Origin of the sequence: Hymenobacter sp. BT559, assembly GCF_017571525.1 — a bacterium.
GTDB lineage: Bacteria > Bacteroidota > Bacteroidia > Cytophagales > Hymenobacteraceae > Hymenobacter > Hymenobacter ginsengisoli.
Genome location: NZ_JAGETY010000021.1, coordinates 16,433 through 31,364, shown reverse-complemented (window position 1 = coordinate 31,364; position 14,932 = coordinate 16,433). Strand labels below are relative to the sequence as shown.

14 protein-coding genes are annotated in these 14,932 nt (G+C 49.9%); 7 read left to right on the top strand and 7 right to left on the bottom strand.

The window, feature by feature from the left end; genetic code table 11:
- Positions 1–87 precede the first annotated feature (87 nt).
- The 3 genes from J4D99_RS20745 to J4D99_RS20735 form a co-directional block, all read right to left on the bottom strand.
- Positions 88–1,017: a replication initiation protein gene (locus J4D99_RS20745; protein ID WP_208133666.1), complete on the bottom strand. Its 930-nt coding sequence runs from the start codon at positions 1,015–1,017 to the stop codon at positions 88–90.
- Between the two features lie 934 nt (positions 1,018–1,951).
- A complete protein-coding gene (locus J4D99_RS20740) occupies positions 1,952–3,250 on the bottom strand; it encodes a Y-family DNA polymerase (protein WP_208133665.1) in 1,299 nt (432 codons plus the stop codon).
- 2 nt (positions 3,251–3,252) lie between these two features.
- A complete protein-coding gene (locus J4D99_RS20735; RefSeq protein ID WP_208133664.1) occupies positions 3,253–3,720 on the bottom strand; it encodes a LexA family protein in 468 nt (155 codons plus the stop codon).
- Between the two features lie 224 nt (positions 3,721–3,944).
- On the opposite strand from J4D99_RS20735, the gene J4D99_RS20730 reads away from it, so the two are divergent.
- The 7 genes from J4D99_RS20730 to J4D99_RS20700 are packed head-to-tail and all read left to right on the top strand — an operon-like array spanning position 3,945 to position 9,884.
- A complete protein-coding gene (locus J4D99_RS20730) occupies positions 3,945–4,391 on the top strand; it encodes a DUF6932 family protein (RefSeq protein ID WP_208133663.1) in 447 nt (148 codons plus the stop codon).
- 12 nt (positions 4,392–4,403) lie between these two features.
- Positions 4,404–5,858 (top strand): helix-turn-helix transcriptional regulator, encoded by a 1,455-nt coding sequence (locus J4D99_RS20725; RefSeq protein WP_208133662.1) that lies wholly within the window; start codon positions 4,404–4,406, stop codon positions 5,856–5,858.
- 17 nt (positions 5,859–5,875) lie between these two features.
- Positions 5,876–6,469, top strand: a complete 594-nt coding sequence (locus tag J4D99_RS20720) for a DUF4186 family protein (protein WP_208133661.1) — start codon at positions 5,876–5,878, stop codon at positions 6,467–6,469.
- Positions 6,470–6,477: 8 nt separating this feature from the next.
- The gene (locus J4D99_RS20715) at positions 6,478–7,503 is read left to right on the top strand and encodes a hypothetical protein (protein ID WP_208133660.1); all 1,026 of its coding nucleotides are present in this window, start codon (positions 6,478–6,480) and stop codon (positions 7,501–7,503) included.
- A gap of 3 nt (positions 7,504–7,506) precedes the next feature.
- Positions 7,507–8,736, top strand: a complete 1,230-nt coding sequence (locus J4D99_RS20710) for a class I SAM-dependent methyltransferase (RefSeq protein WP_208133659.1) — start codon at positions 7,507–7,509, stop codon at positions 8,734–8,736.
- Positions 8,733–9,278: an ASCH domain-containing protein gene (locus J4D99_RS20705; RefSeq protein WP_208133658.1), complete on the top strand. Its 546-nt coding sequence runs from the start codon at positions 8,733–8,735 to the stop codon at positions 9,276–9,278. The genes J4D99_RS20710 and J4D99_RS20705 overlap by 4 nt, the downstream gene beginning before the upstream one ends.
- Before the next feature lie 33 nt (positions 9,279–9,311).
- Positions 9,312–9,884, top strand: coding sequence for an AAA family ATPase (locus J4D99_RS20700; protein ID WP_208133657.1), 573 nt, complete (start codon positions 9,312–9,314; stop codon positions 9,882–9,884).
- On the opposite strand, the gene J4D99_RS20695 is transcribed toward J4D99_RS20700, so the two are convergent.
- The 4 genes from J4D99_RS20695 to J4D99_RS20680 all read right to left on the bottom strand — a co-directional run bounded on the left by J4D99_RS20695 (position 9,856) and on the right by J4D99_RS20680 (position 14,921).
- A complete protein-coding gene (locus J4D99_RS20695; protein ID WP_208133656.1) occupies positions 9,856–10,869 on the bottom strand; it encodes a tyrosine-type recombinase/integrase in 1,014 nt (337 codons plus the stop codon). The genes J4D99_RS20700 and J4D99_RS20695 overlap by 29 nt on opposite strands.
- 60 nt (positions 10,870–10,929) lie before the next feature.
- Complete coding sequence (locus J4D99_RS20690; RefSeq protein ID WP_208133655.1) at positions 10,930–11,784, bottom strand: hypothetical protein; 855 nt, start codon at positions 11,782–11,784, stop codon at positions 10,930–10,932.
- A 79-nt stretch (positions 11,785–11,863) separates the two neighbouring features.
- Complete coding sequence (locus tag J4D99_RS20685) at positions 11,864–13,744, bottom strand: hypothetical protein (RefSeq protein ID WP_208133654.1); 1,881 nt, start codon at positions 13,742–13,744, stop codon at positions 11,864–11,866.
- A gap of 139 nt (positions 13,745–13,883) precedes the next feature.
- Entirely contained in the window at positions 13,884–14,921 is a 1,038-nt protein-coding gene (locus J4D99_RS20680) for a HEPN domain-containing protein (protein WP_208133653.1), read from the bottom strand.
- Positions 14,922–14,932 lie beyond the last annotated feature (11 nt).

The window sequence follows — 14,932 nt, the reverse complement described above, 5'->3', positions numbered from 1 at the left end:
GAACGGGTAAGGTCCGCTCCTCTAGGCGATTTTTCTCTGGCGTTTAGTAACGATACGAAGCAGCTGCTCACGCCAAACGCTAGGTGGTCAACGTAGCCCCTGCATCTTCAGAAACAAGCCGCCTGGGTTCTTGGTCGCCTTGATTTTATCGGTCTTTAGCTTGTAGACGAAAGCAAACAGGGCATCCACGTGCTTGGCGGACTGCAAAATTTCCTGTACCAGCTTGGGCTCGGCAATGCCCAGCGTGTCCAAGTGCTTGCGCGCCAGCTGAACCTTGGCATCGTCGGCCTCCAGCTCGAAGGGGATGGGTAGCTGCTGCGGGACCTGGGTGTTGACGTAGAACTTGATGCTTTGGTAGGAGCGACCCTTCTTGAGCAGCTCGTACTTGATGCGCAGGTCGGTGTGCTCGTTGATTTGGTTGGTGGCCACGTCGAGAACGTACTTCTGCAGGGCCGAAATCTGGGCATACTGCTCGGGCTCCTGGCCCTTGGGGTCCTTGAGCTTGAGCATCCCCTTGAACTCATCCAGCGAGTAGGTTTTGGTTTCCCCAATGTCCTTCCACTGCGAGGCCAGCTGGTAGATGCGCTTGGCGTACTTGCTCGATAAGCTGAACGCGGCCTGCAGGCGGTAGGAGGTGAAGTTGCTTTTCAGGTCAATCAGGAAGGGCCGCATGCGCTCGGATATCTCTAGCTCAATGGTGCCCTCGCCCTTGCGGTACAGCGCTGAGGCCAGCAGACTCACCTGCAGCAGGGTCTTGCCGTTCTCAATGTGGTAGACCCGGCTGTTGAGGTTCTCGGTGGATTCGAGCAGCTGCTTGTAATTCCAGGTGCGGCCGGTCATCTCCATCAGCTCCTGCACCCGGATTTCGTAGATGGTGCCGGCCTGGTCCTGCTTGGTGAGTTTGGAAAGCAGCGAAAAGACAATGTCCATCTCGCAGGCGCTCATCTCGTAGCGGGCCGTCGTCAGCGCGTTGTGCTGCCGAATTTCAATCGGTACGGTGGACTCTGACGCGGCCATAGCAACTCTATCAAGGATACAGAGCAAACATACGGCTTAAACCGGAAAGTAATAGAGCGAAATTCTGTCTCTATCAACTTGGGGTAAGTCGATGGGCACCTCGGCTTATAAAAGCTATTAGTTAGACTTATGAAACCTATTAGTTAGCCAAGCGCGAGCTTTCTGTGAGACTTATAAAAGCTATTAGTTAGACTTATAAAACCTATTAGTTCAGTGCGGCTGATAGCAGTCTCAAGCTTCGCTAGCGGCCAGAATGACTTATAAAATCTATTAATTACCCCACAATGACGAATTAATAGACGGCCGTGCGAGTACTATTAATGAGCTTATGAAAGCTATTACTTACGCTTATAAAACCTATTACCCAGCTTATAAGACCTATTACTTGGCTTATAAAACCTATTAGCCCGCTTATGAAACCTATTACTAAAGCCGCTTAAGTAACTGAAGTACAAAAAGTTGTGAGCCCTGCAAATACCTTAAATACTTAAAATACTCACAAGCTTGTTGAAGCTGCAGTACAAAAGCTTATAAAGTGGTGGTTTAGGGCGAAGTCCGAACGAAAACAACAAAAAGGGAAGTCTAAACAAGCACAAAATCGCATTGCACTTTTTAAAGAATTTTTTACCTTTTTCTACTATGAAGGACTTCTCTAACCAGGCTCCAGAGCAACCAGAAGGCTTATTAATAGTTTTTATAAGCCTAAGCAAAAGCTCTGAACTCCTAAAACAGCATCTCAAAAGTAGCCAATTCGGCTACGAAAAGCACCAGCTAGCATTCTACAGGGTGCTTAAGTGCTTGTAAAAGCTATTTCCTAGCCTTTCAAGCCGGGTATGGTCGAGCTTGACAGCTGGTGAAGTAATAGACTTTATAAGTCAAAAGCTTCCTTGCAGTGCTGCACGCATGCAATGCAGGGGCCCAACAAGCAAGGAGCCTACCCAACTAGCAGCAAATCTTCCAGCCGGGTCGTGTACTGCGGCGTGCGCCACTGCGCCTGACCTTCCCATGGTGCCCTTAGCTGGCCCGGTGGCAGCACCAGCGAGGCCAGCTTGACGGTCCCTTTGCCAAAGCGGCGATTCAGAGCGTCGAGCTCGACCATAAGCTTTGCCCGCCTCTCCGATACGGGGGCGGCTTCAAAGAGCGTGAGTTGCGTTTGCCCTTCCGGCTCCAGGCCGTCGAGTATCACGCCCGCTTTGGTGTAGCGGTTGCCCGGCTGCCAGAGGCGTTTGAGGGCCGCCCGGGCGTGCCGCACCAGCTCCATGGTGTCATTGGTAGCCATGGGTAGGGTGAGCACCGCCGAGGAGGAATACGGCGGGGCTTCCAGCCCGTAGCGGCTTTTGCTCAAGAACACAGTGAGCAGGTGGGCCGCATCGCCCTGACGGCGCAATTTCTCGGCTGCCCGCGAAGCAAACGCGCTCACAGCTCCCGTCACATCGAGAAAGTCCGTGAGTGGCCGCCCAAAGGTGCGCGAGCAGCAGAGGCTACGCCGCGAGAGCGTGCCGTCCTCGCTCGGCGCCAGACCCTGGCAGGGAAAGCCCTGTAGCTCCCGCACCAGGCGGGCGCCCACCACGCCGCCCAGGTATTTGCGAGCAAAGGCTTCCGAGCAGCCGGCCAGTCCGGCCGCAGTGGTGATGCCGGCGGCATAGAGCTTCTGGGCATACTGCCGGCCGATGCCCCACACGTCTTCTACGGCTACCTGCTCCAGGGCCCAGCGGCGGCGCTCCGCCGTGTCGAGGTAGCACACCCCGCCCATGCCGGGGTTTTTCTTGGCCAGGCGGTTGGCCAGCTTGGCCAGCGTCTTGGTGGGGGCAATGCCTATGCAGGTCGGAATGCCCGTACGGGCCAGGACGTTCGTGCGCACGGTGCGGGCAAAGGACTCCAGGCTGCTGACTACAAAGGGCTCCATGCCGTGCAAGTCGAGGAAGGCCTCGTCAATGGAATAGATTTCGACGGCGGGCGCTACTTGGTTCAGGTACCACATTACCCGCCGCGACATATCGCCGTAGAGGGCGTAATTGCTGGAAAATACGGCGACGTTGTGTTGCTCCAGCAGGGGTTTAACCTGAAAGTAGGGGTCTCCCATCTGCAGGCCCAGTGCCTTGGCTTCGGCGGAGCGGGAAATGATGCAACCGTCGTTGTTTGAGAGGACCACGACGGGTCGGCCGTCGAGCCGGGGCTGGAAAACCCGCTCGCAACTCACGTAAAAGTTGTTTGCGTCGACTAAGGCGTACATAGTCAGTCGCGGGTGCGCAGCAAGGCCGCTAGTTTACCGGGAATCAACTCATGGAGCACGTGCGTGACCACGCCCCAAATGCGTACATCGCCGGCGTCGTGGATTTCCCAGGGCTGGTAATCGGGGTTTTCCGGCTTGAGCCACCAGGTGCCATGCTCGCAGACCAGGCGCTTGACGGTGCACTCGCCCTCGACCACCGCCACTACGATGTGGTTGTGGTCGGCTTCCATCTGTTTGTCCACGGCCAGCAGGTCACCTTCGTGAATTTCGGCGTTTTTCATGCTCTCCCCGCTCACCCGCACTAAGTATGTGGCATCAGGGTGACGCAGCAGCAAGCGGTTCAGGTCAAAGAGCTCATCCGTATAGTCTGAGGCCGGGGAGGGGAAGCCGGCGGATACTGAGCAGCTGAAAAGTGGAAGTAAAAATGGCGTTTGGGAGTCGTGGACGGGGATTAATTGAACGTTTTGCATAGGGCGCGGAACTAGTGTGCGTCGCAAGTATACGTCCTGCTAATAAAATTAGTACAAACTATGGCTAATAAAATTAGTTTTAAAGAAAGCAAGTTGTTAGCATGGTGGCTTGTGGCCCTGGTTTTATCGCCATCTAACTCACCACATCATTGATAAAAACAGAAGCGAGTTGAAATATCACAAACGTTTTGTAACTTTGACACAACAAAATCGTTGTGTTGATTATGAATTCAAATCTACCGCCATTTACAGAAGCCGGGCTGTTGCCACCTGGCATCCATTGGGCTACCTGGAGTGAGATACGGGACAGATTTGGTCACACACCGCATCGGGCCAACCTCTTGTTCGGTTTGATGGACGGACTAGGGGCGTTGAAACAGGCAGGCTGTAAGCTCATCTACATCGATGGCAGCTTCTGTACTGCTAAAGAAGTTCCAGGCGACTTTGACGTATGCTGGGACGATACACCCGTTGATTTAGAAAAGCTCCATTCCCTTGCTCCGCTGCTCTTCGAGTTTGAGCAAGGAAGAGCTGCTCAAAAGGCGAGGTACTTAGGGGAGTTCTTCCCATGCAGCTTCGTTGCTGCGCCGCCGGCTACACTTTACCTAGATTTTTTCCAGCTGGATAAAAATACGGGGGGTGCCAAGGGAATCATTGGACTACAGCTTTAGGAACCGGAAATCATGATTAAGAACGAACAGCAATACAAGCTCACCCGAGCTCAGGCAAATAAGTTTGCTGCTGCTGCCGCAGACTTTGCCAATACCCAAGACGCTGACTTCTCCCCTCTGCGAAAAAAGCTGTACGAAGCGGCAATGAAAAGCCAGCATGAAGAACTGTGTCAACAGTTAGAAGAGTATGAGGCGCTAAAGCAAGGACAAGTAAAGTCACTTAAAGTAGAGTCTTTTGAAGCCTTGCCAGTTGCGTTAATTCGAGCTCGCATAGCTTCTGGCATGACGCAGAAAGATTTAGCTGATATTCTCAACATGAGAGAGCAGCAAGTACAGCGTTACGAGGATACCGAATACGCAGGAGCAAGCTTCACACGTCTCAAAGAGGTCATACAAGCACTAGGACTCAGCGTTCGTGAAGAGCTATTTGTATCAGAAGGAGTTGTATCGCGCTCCAACTTGTTCAATAACCTTGCTCGACTAGGCTTCAAAAAGGAGTTTGTACTTCAGAAATTGGTCCCCAAAAAAATTGCTGCTTACCTAACTAGCCCAATTTTGGAAGGAGAAGAAGCAATACGCCAAGTTGTCCTGCAGGCGGCCTCAATCATCAGTAGAATGCTGAAAGTGGACCCAGCTCAGTTGTTGGGAAATCAGCAGTTGACGCTAGACATGGGCGCCGTTTACCAAGCTCGCTTCAAGAAAGCAAGTAATGCGAAACTGCAAAAAATTGCTCCCTACACCATCTATGCTCAGATGATGGCATTAACCCTACTTGATGCTTGCCGTCATTTGGAGCGCCGCCCGATACCAAAGTCAACAGCCGACTTCCGCAGGGAGATTTTAGAACGCTACGGCGAATTGACATTTGAGACAGGGTTGCGTTACGCTTGGCAACTAGGCATACCAGTGCTTCCTCTTAATGACACTAGTCATTTCCATGGCGCGTGCTGGCGTGTGGATGGCTGGAATGTCATCGTGTTGAAACAGAAGACGGCCTATTCTACTAGGTGGTTATTTGACTTGCTTCATGAACTTAGGCACGCAGCTCAGAATCCTGACCAGCCAACACTAGATATAATTGAAACAGATGATGACTTCACGCGAGACATGATTGGCTCTAAGGACGAAATCGACGCCAACGTATTCGCTGGACAGGTCATGTTAGCTGACCGAGCCAATGAGCTTGCAGTAAGAGCAATTCAAGAGGCGGGAGGTGAAGTGTCATTGCTGAAAAGCAAGGTGCAAAAGCTAGCAGCATCAGAGGGACTAGACGCTGGATTTTTAGCTAATTACCTTGCCTTTAGATTAATGGCTGAGAAAAAAGTGAACTGGTGGGGTACAGCAACTAACCTCCAAACAACCGGGAATAACCATTGGGAAGCAGCTCGTGATGAAGTGCTTCAACACGCTAGGTTTGACCAGTTGCCAGAAATCGAACGTGAATTATTAATGAATGCCCTGAATTAATCAAAACAGCATCCGCCATGGAAAGTCTAGGTTTTGGGGAGCCGCTCCCAGAGGTTAAATGCACCAACACTAAGTGTGAGGAAGGATTGCATTGTTTTCGTCCCAAACGGGCGAACCCCAAAACCCTGACTGGTGGAGCTTGCCATGCTTGTAAAGAAGAAATGATTGATTGGCAGCAAGCGCACAATCGGGATATCACACAAGCAGATACATTGTTCGCACAAATGCGAAATGAACTCATCCGTCAGCATTTCTGGCAGATGCCCCTTGAGGACAAGTATAAACGCTTGTTATTCAACAAGGGGAAGAATAGGCTACAGAAAGAGGTAGTTAAACGCCTTAAAAATTCGGTCTTTGAGGCTGGGTCCACGCGTTTTCGAGATGGAACTCAAACCCCAGTAGATGAACAGAATATCATCTTCTATGCCCAGCATGCAACGGCCACCTGTTGTCGCAAGTGTATCAAGTATTGGCATGGCATACCCTATGACCGGGATTTAGAGCCAGCTGAAGAGCATTACTTACAACAGTTGGTGATGAAGTATATCGAGACTCGTTTGCCTGACCTTCCTGATTCTTCGCCACAATTAACCTTGTCTTTGCCTTCCTAGCTTCTCTCATGGGTTCATACATCGATACTGAAGAGCGTTCGGTCCACTATCGAACCAAAGGGTTAAATAAGGAAGCGCAGCAAATTCTTATTACGGAATTCGCTTCTAGCAAGCAGAGCCAAGATATTACTCTCTCATATAATTGCCAGGGAGTAGGGCGGATTCATCATTTTCGCCGCACTGCTGCAGCGCCGGGATTTAACTCCAATCCTTTGCCATTGGACCCGGCCAGCCGAGCATTGGGCTTACCTGCTCAGTCAATGATGCAAGCCCAAGTGTTCCAGAACGCGGTTTGTAGTTGGCGGTGTTGGTACTGCTTCGTGGATTACAATCTACTTGACGGTAACCCAAAACGGTCAAAGTTCCTCTCCGCTGATGACTTACTGGACTTATTCCTAGCGGAGTCAACTCAGTGCCCTATAATCGACTTATCAGGGGGGCAACCTGACTTAGTCCCCGAGTGGGTATTGTGGATGATGGATGCGTTAAAGCGCAGGGGACTTGAGCACAAAGTTTACCTATGGTCAGATGACAATCTGAGCAATGAATTTTTATGGGAATGTTTAACTGTAGACGAATTACAACGGCTGGTCACTTACCCCACTTACGGACGTGTAGGGTGTTTTAAAGGCTTTGATGCGGACTCATTTGCCTTCAATACACGCGCTGAGCCTTCGCTTTTTGATAAGCAGTTCAAAGTCATGCGGCGTTTGGTAGACACGGGGTTGGATATGTATGCCTATGTCACGCTTACAGCGAATAGCGACGAGGGCATTCCACAAAAGGTAGCCGACTTTGTCAATCGTCTGCAAGAGGAGGTGCATCCCTTGTTCCCATTGCGTACTGTACCACTCCCTATTCTCGAATTTACTCCTACGGCTTCTAGGATGAGTGATGAACACCACCGGTCGCTTCTAATTCAGCAAGAAGCTGCCGCAGCGTGGAATTCTGAATTAATGCGACGATTCTCCGATAAAACGCGTGCGGAGCGAATTTATAGCCATGACTTAGGCATGCGTATCAAATACCAGTAAGACATGCATATACAACTATTCAATACGGACAGTGAGTACACCAAGTCCTTAGGAAAGGCAGTTAGAGCAGCCGTTGAAAACCATATAGACGGTCGACCGACTGAAAAAACACTACATCAAATCATTGTGCAGTCTGCCGGGGCTTACCCAGTTGATGTACTTGCCACCTTGAATAGTCTAGGTATATCTTACCAAGAAGACCATTGGGCGTACCGGGCAAATACTCTCAGCAAAAGTGAATCAGAACTAGCTGTACCACCTTCGCTATTCGCTGACCCGCATCCAGCTGATTACGATTGGCGGTTTGATTCAGCCACTGTGCTCAATCTTACAGATAGACTGATGGCGGAAGCCAAAGGAGGGAAAATTGCTCTGTTTGGTACTAAAACAGTATTTCCTCCTCTTATCGAGCTAGGGGCAGATGTAACACTATTCAACAAGAGCAAGGCCATACTAGACGACTTGCGAAGCGCAGGCTATACCGCAGGGTTAGTAGAATGTGACTTGGCATTGCCGCTGCCCGCCTATAGTAACAGTTACAGCGTAGTGCTCGCCGACCCACCTTGGTATCTTGACTACTATCAGGCCTTTCTGCGGCGAACGGCTGAATTACTAAGAGTAGGGGGAATAATGTACTTGAGTGTTCTTCCTGAGCTTACGCGGCCCGGAGCAAAGGCTGAAAGGATGGTCTTGTTAGAGGAGGCAGCAGCAGTGGGAATGGTCTTAGTCAACCAAGTCGCGGGCTCAGTGTCTTACGAAACGCCAGGCTTTGAACAGCAATCGCTAAATGCTTACGGCTTGTATTGTCAAAACTGGAGGCGAGGGGACCTTTGGGTATTTGAAAAGCAGCAGGAAAGCAATGAAGGCTTAGTCGAGCCCGTGACAATTGATGAGCCTATCTGGGTAGAATACCGAGTTGGAAGGAAGCGCATTAAGGTGAAGCCGGGTAATCCTGTTGATATGACCCCTTTTAGCTACCGTGCAGCAGACCCCAGTGGCACCATTTTAACTCAAGTATCCCGTCGGTCTCCATTTCGGAAAGATATAGATGTCTGGAGTTCAGATAACTACGCTTACACTGTGACCGGTATTTGCGTGTTACACGAATGCTTTAGGCAGTTAGAAGCCAACCACAGTATCCCTCAAATTGTGAGCACTTTGGTTTCCCAAGGCTTGATACATCATAAAGAACAGGCAGACTTGATAGCTTTGCTGGACGAACTCACACAATGAAGCAACCAACTAAAAACGACTTCCCACCCACCATCTTTTATTCAGCACAAGACAGCAAGGCTTGTGTGCCAGTTCTGTTAGAAGCCTTACAACAGGCCATGGTTAACGATGCCTATTGGAAGCCTCTGCTAGCAAATTTTAAGGTAAGTAAGTCGAATACAATTCATCTAGGTGTCTTCATAGAGCCTTATCTACAGCTAATCATTGATGGTAAAAAGACGTTAGAATCTCGTTTTTCCATTAATCGTACGGCTCCTTACTGTAAGGTGCAGAACGGCGACCTTTTACTTCTTAAGCGGTCTGGAGGCCCAATTGTGGGTCTATGTCAAATAACACATGCTTGGTCTTACACCCTTGATGCAGCCGAATGGGATACGTTGAAGTCCCAACATGCAAAAGCGCTCTGCATTCAGAGTCCTGCCTTTTGGGAGGAAAAGAAGAAAGCCAATTATGCTACTCTCATGAAGGTTCGGCACGTTCGTGTTGTGGAGCCATCTATCCCATTCATTAAAAGCGACCGTCGTGGGTGGTTAGCGTTGTAGTACCTTACCGGTCTACACTTACACTTAGCACCTATGGTACTTGCCTTCTCTGGAAAAATTGGAAGTGGGAAATCGTCCGTATCGGCGGCCGCAGCAGACGCTCTGAATCTGCCATGGGTGAGCTTTGGTGATTATGTGCGCAAACAGGCGGTTGCAAAGCACTTAGAGTCGAGTCGACAGAACCTTCAAGATTTAGGTCAGAAGTTGTTAAAGGCTGATGCAGAGGGTTTCTGTCAAGCCGTGCTTTCACAAGCGCCAGATTGGCAACACGGACTTGTAGTTGATGGAATAAGACATGTGGATGTATTGACCATCATCAAACGCCTCGTAATCCCACAGCAGTTGATTCACATACATCTTGCACTGGATGAACCGATGCGAGAAGCCAGAGTCACTTCCCGCGAAGGTGTAGTTGAAGAAAGCGAGCGAATACGAATGAACAATCACCCCACTGAAGAGCAGGTGTTGGAATTGCTACCAAGCATTGCCGATGTAGTTGTAAGCTCAACAGGTACTTTGGATACTGTAGTTGAAAAAGTCAAAACCAGTGTTGAGAGCTTACTTACCCACACCTCTGCTACAACCCTAAGTTCTGAGCAGCATTGAAGCTTACCACATCATCTAAGCGTGAGTAGCGGTCAATCATGGCATCCGTCTTCTGCTTCGTTTGATTCTTGATGAACCGGTTAGACTGGCCGCGAAGCACGGATATCGTAATAAAGGAGACGCGCAGCGAGTGGGCCGAGTAGTTCTTCTCGGGAATCTTGTGGCCCTCCTCGTCGTGGTTCAGGTGCAGCTGCACCAACTCATTCACTCGCAGAGGCGAGAGCCGCTTCAAGGTGGGCATGGCTTGTCCTTTCACCTTACCGCGCTTCAGCGATACGAACAACGGACCGGTGTCGCGTCCCAGTTGCTGCAGCCAGGCCCGGGTGCAGCGCACCGGGCAAAAGGCCGCCGTCGCGGCGTAGAAGACGGCTTTGTCTTCGACCTCCCCAGCTTGGTTGGTTTTGCTTTTGGCCAGGTGCACAATGAGTGCCCGTTCCGTAAACTCCAAATGCTCCACGTCCAGGGCCACGAGCTCGGAGCGGCGAAAGGCCCCGGCGAAGCCCAGCAGTAGCAAGGCCCGGTCGCGCAGGCCCGCCGTGGTCGTGACGTCCAGCCGCCGGATACTTTCCTTGAGCTCCTCGACTGTAAACGCCGGGGCCTGTTTCTGCCGCTTGCCCAGCGTGCGGGTGATGCCCTCCATGACCAGGGCCAGTTCCTCGGCCCGCACCGGCGACGGGTAGCCGCGCAGTTGGTGGTGCTTGTGGATGGCGGCCAAGTGCCGCCGGATGGTGGAGAGCTTGCGCGGGATGTCGGCCAGGTCGGCCACGTACCGGGCGACGGTGGCCACGTCGGCCGGCAGCGGGTTCAGGCCGTGGAGCTGGCAGAAATCCCCGAAGCTTTTCAGGTCGGCCGAATACGCGAGCACCGTGTTGTCGGCGCCCTCCAGGCCGGCCTTGATGTAGCGGGCCACGTTGGCCGCGGCCGTGGACAACTGCGACCCCAGGGCCTGCGGTTCGTCGGGAATTCGGGTGATTTCGGTGCTCATGGCGGCAAGATACTTTAGGTATCATAATTAAACGTTATGATACCTAAAGTGCCTTGCACTTTAGTCGGGCATACCAGAACTTAAGTGGGCCAGCAAGGAGGCTTGAGAATCCCGGAAAGGCTGCATTACCTCGGCCGGCATCTTGAGCAGATTTGATAGAAGACCGGTTACTTCGTTAGCATAAACCATGGCTTCAAACCAATGCTTGCATTCAATGTCCGGTGGCAACTGAATAAAACCGCGATTCGCAGGTGCATAGTGATGGCTTTGGGATAAGTGCCGTTGCAGAATATAGACCCTGGCCAGATGAACCGTGGCCGGATGAGCTTTGATTTGCTCAAACATCTCCCGTTCGGACAGACTACCAAGCTTTGCTGCAGGAAGCCCTGCCTTGAAAAGCATCGGGTCACTGGTGGCCCTTATTTGCCCAGACTTCTTTAATTGCGTGTTGCCAGGTGCTACCAACAAATGCTCTGCCTTGGCATATAAGTCATCCAGCCGAGCTTGAATTTCTTGGGCTACTTCAGCTTCTGAAGCATCAGGCATTTCTAAGCCGGTATGCTCGAAGATTGTTTTCACGTATCCGACGAAGCTCAAGTCGAGCATCATCAACTCGTTTTTAAAGGCTTCATCATCGGTGTCGAATGTGGCTAGGTACAGACCTGTTAAGACGTCCGTGACTACAGAGCGGAACAATAGGGAAATAGGTAGCTTCAACTCGGCCACATCTGGCCACTGCCCCAACTGCAATGAAACACCCAGCAGCGTGCACCGGATGCGGCGCAGCAAATCCAGGTAGGTGTGCTGGGTAAGGTTCACAGTTGTAAAGCGTGAACCTACAGCATCAATGTTGGCAACCAGTTGGTCGATGTGCCGACGCAGAATATCACTGTCCTTTTGGTCGCCGTATATCATATACTGCCTTGATTAAAGGTTTGGTCTTAAAGTCGCACTCTGAACAGTATTGTAGAATCGCAGAAAAAGATAACTAGAACTATTGGTCAAAGCTGACGATGCCGGATTCTTCTTCTCCACTCAAGTAAATGGGCACTGCCTTAGGCATCGGAATTTTCAGGACCTCCTTGGAAAGCGACGAATAATTACTTTCCATCTTTTCTGCCTGCGTTACAAAACCATAAGTGCGAAATAGACCGGCTAAGCCATCGATAAGGGTTTTATTTAGAAACCAGAGAAACTGATGCTCGTGCTTGGCTTTGGTGAATTTGATAAAATCCTTGTCGCCGAAATCCAAATCTTGGCTAAATAAGTCCTTATACTTAGCTATGATACGCAGAACGCTGGCCGCAGTACAGCGGTGGTAATCGTACACGATTTTGTCGATTACATCAATTGCACTAACGGTAATCGATATGGATTTTGCTATTTCCAACAGGATGCCCGAAAAGTACTGGAAATCCGAGCCAACAGCATAAGCTAGTGAATCTTTGACAATGGCCAAGCCATATGGATGGTCGTGGGTTTGTAGCTCTTTGGCTAGTCCAAGGTTAAAATCATCCGAAAAATTCGCCGTATAATTTATTCCTAAATTCTGTGCAGTAAACGTGTAAAAGTGCTTTTCTGTCAATGGAACCGGCTGATTTCCCGTAAGCCCAATTACTTCAGGACGTGTGATAAAAAAGGGATTTAAGTTGAATTCCACATAGAACCCAACTCTAAGCGGTGAAACACTGAGTAACTGTAAAAACTCAAGGGAATATGCTGGATTTTCATAGGCCAGCGTAATTTCTGCCACCAAGGCAGAAAGCCTTTTTACCTCCCATTGGTCTAAACCACCTGTTCTAATAAATCTGGTCTTTAGCAACACGCGTATGACTTGGAAGGCAAGGCTTTGGCCATTTTTCTTATCCCATGAGCTCAGGATTAGAAGAGAGTCCTTGAAATTCTCGAACAAAGAAGCGGTATTTCTAAGCTTAAGATTGTTCTTTATCGATTTGTAATTAGTGGCATATAAGAACCTACTAAAGTCAAATATATTTCTTATGTACTCATCTGAAATCAGTAGAGAAAATAAATGGTTTGCCTCCGCATCGCTTATTTTCTGCCCGTGAGTGGCAAGAGTTGCTCGCCAAGTTACTAGCTGCTGTTTTCTGGAAGCATCCTTTTTTGGAGGTTTCCGAGTGAAAATTATTTGTGGGGTAGCCACATGTAAAGCATTCAACGAGTCCGCTGTCCATTTGCGGATTGTCCCAGCTAAGTATTTGGATTCGTCATTACCGGAAAAAAGACTTGACCCTGATATGATGGTGTTTATGGCATCAATGTGCGAAAAGGGTTTGCCGTTATTGCCCGTCATTGGCTGGTCCCAGGTTGGAAATGCTGACTGTATTTCGGTGCCTCTGAGCTGAATTCGCACTTTCAAGGCTTTAAACATATCGGTAGGGTTAGTATACCCTATCATTAACCCCTCCTTGGATTCTGTTGCATCAATAGTATGCAGTGCCTCATCGATACAAGCAATAATAGCAGCGGTATCGTATGATTTAGGAAACAGCGTTTTCCACAAGTACCCTGACTTGTAATAGGTTTCTGGGAAAACCGTGATTTGTGCGGCTTTCCCTTGAAAGCATTCTCGGGGTATTTTTAACAAAATTACCCCGTTCTGTAGCTCTCGGGCGTAGTACCAAGTAGTAGGGTGATTTACGTCAATTAACAGGCCGTGTGGAATGGCTGGCCGGAGATGGCGATAAGCCTCCCAAGCTGAAAAGGTATGCAAGCCGCCTGCTATAATTTTTGTCAAGACAGTTTTTCCCGTGAGGTCTTTGTCTTGCCGGTCAGCGATATCTCCTGAAATAATGTGATTCAATGCACGTTCCGACAACGTGTATTGCTTCTGTGGTCCAAGTTTGTAGTTCATAATGCGTGGGTGTTTATTCAAGGCCTGCAGGGGTGAACCCAGGAGAGACTAAAGCTAGGTTGCGGCACATGCCTTGAAGAAGCACGTCACGTATGCTAAGCGTATGGATGTATGTGAAGAAATGAGAAGCAGGGCCTGACTAAGCTGAAGGAATGGCGCCGCGAGTCAGAAGCCAGTTTACTAAGCTCAGACGAGAAAATTGCATGGCCATTTTATGAAGCCGGAATTGCTTCTCCCGCATTTCCTTGGCTTCCCAGTGCTCGTGCGCATCCCCAAGTAGTAGGGCCCCGGTGTGCGCAATCTCAGAACGGCGCTTGTAGATGTCGCTGAATATGCGCCGGTTCTTTCCAATTTTTCGGCCACCGTCAACATAGGTGTCTAGGAAGTTAATGAACTTGTTTGTCACGCGGTACTTCGGCTGACCACACGACTCACACTTCTCGGGGTCTTCGGTGTTATCTAAAGCAACCAATGCTTCAATAGCCGAAACAAATGACAGGAAGGACAAACTCTTCATTCTTCCAACCAAGGCCAGGCCGTTGTCAATCAGCTGCGTGATGGCGTCAATTGTGCGTTGGGTCTTTTCATCCAATGCCTCATAAGCTTCCAACACGGCAGCGGCACAGTCCGGGAATACAACTTCATTGGGGTAGGACTTGGGAGAGCCATCTAAATAGTATTGGTAATTCCCCACGGTGTCGATAGCAGGTACAATGGGAGCATCCACATGCCTTTGCTGCGAAAAACCGGCTTCCTGCACGCTATACATATCTTCTCCAATCTCTGGCCACATGTAAAGTTCTTCTACCCAAATGCTACGGAAAGCCTCATCTCTATCAGAATCTGGGTCCGCGTCTTTAGGTATTCCCCATACCCCGGATTTTAGCACTTCGTCTTGAAGAAAGAAGTGATGGTTGGTAATCGCGGAAAGCAACCGGCGCAAGCTATTAGCACGGTCGAGCTGGCGTTCCTTCCAAGGAGCAAAGACTTTAAAGTCGGTATCCGTCGTAAACGGGTTTGGCTCCGGGACTTCCAACGCATATTCCATTACACATGGGTAACGTTGGGCATGGTCTGACTTTGGCGCATTTGGATAGTCACAAGGGAAAATCTGTAACACGTCACCAAGTCGGTAATGGCCTCGAAGTGGGCTGATGACGAAGACAATGGATTTCAAGTATGCTTTCA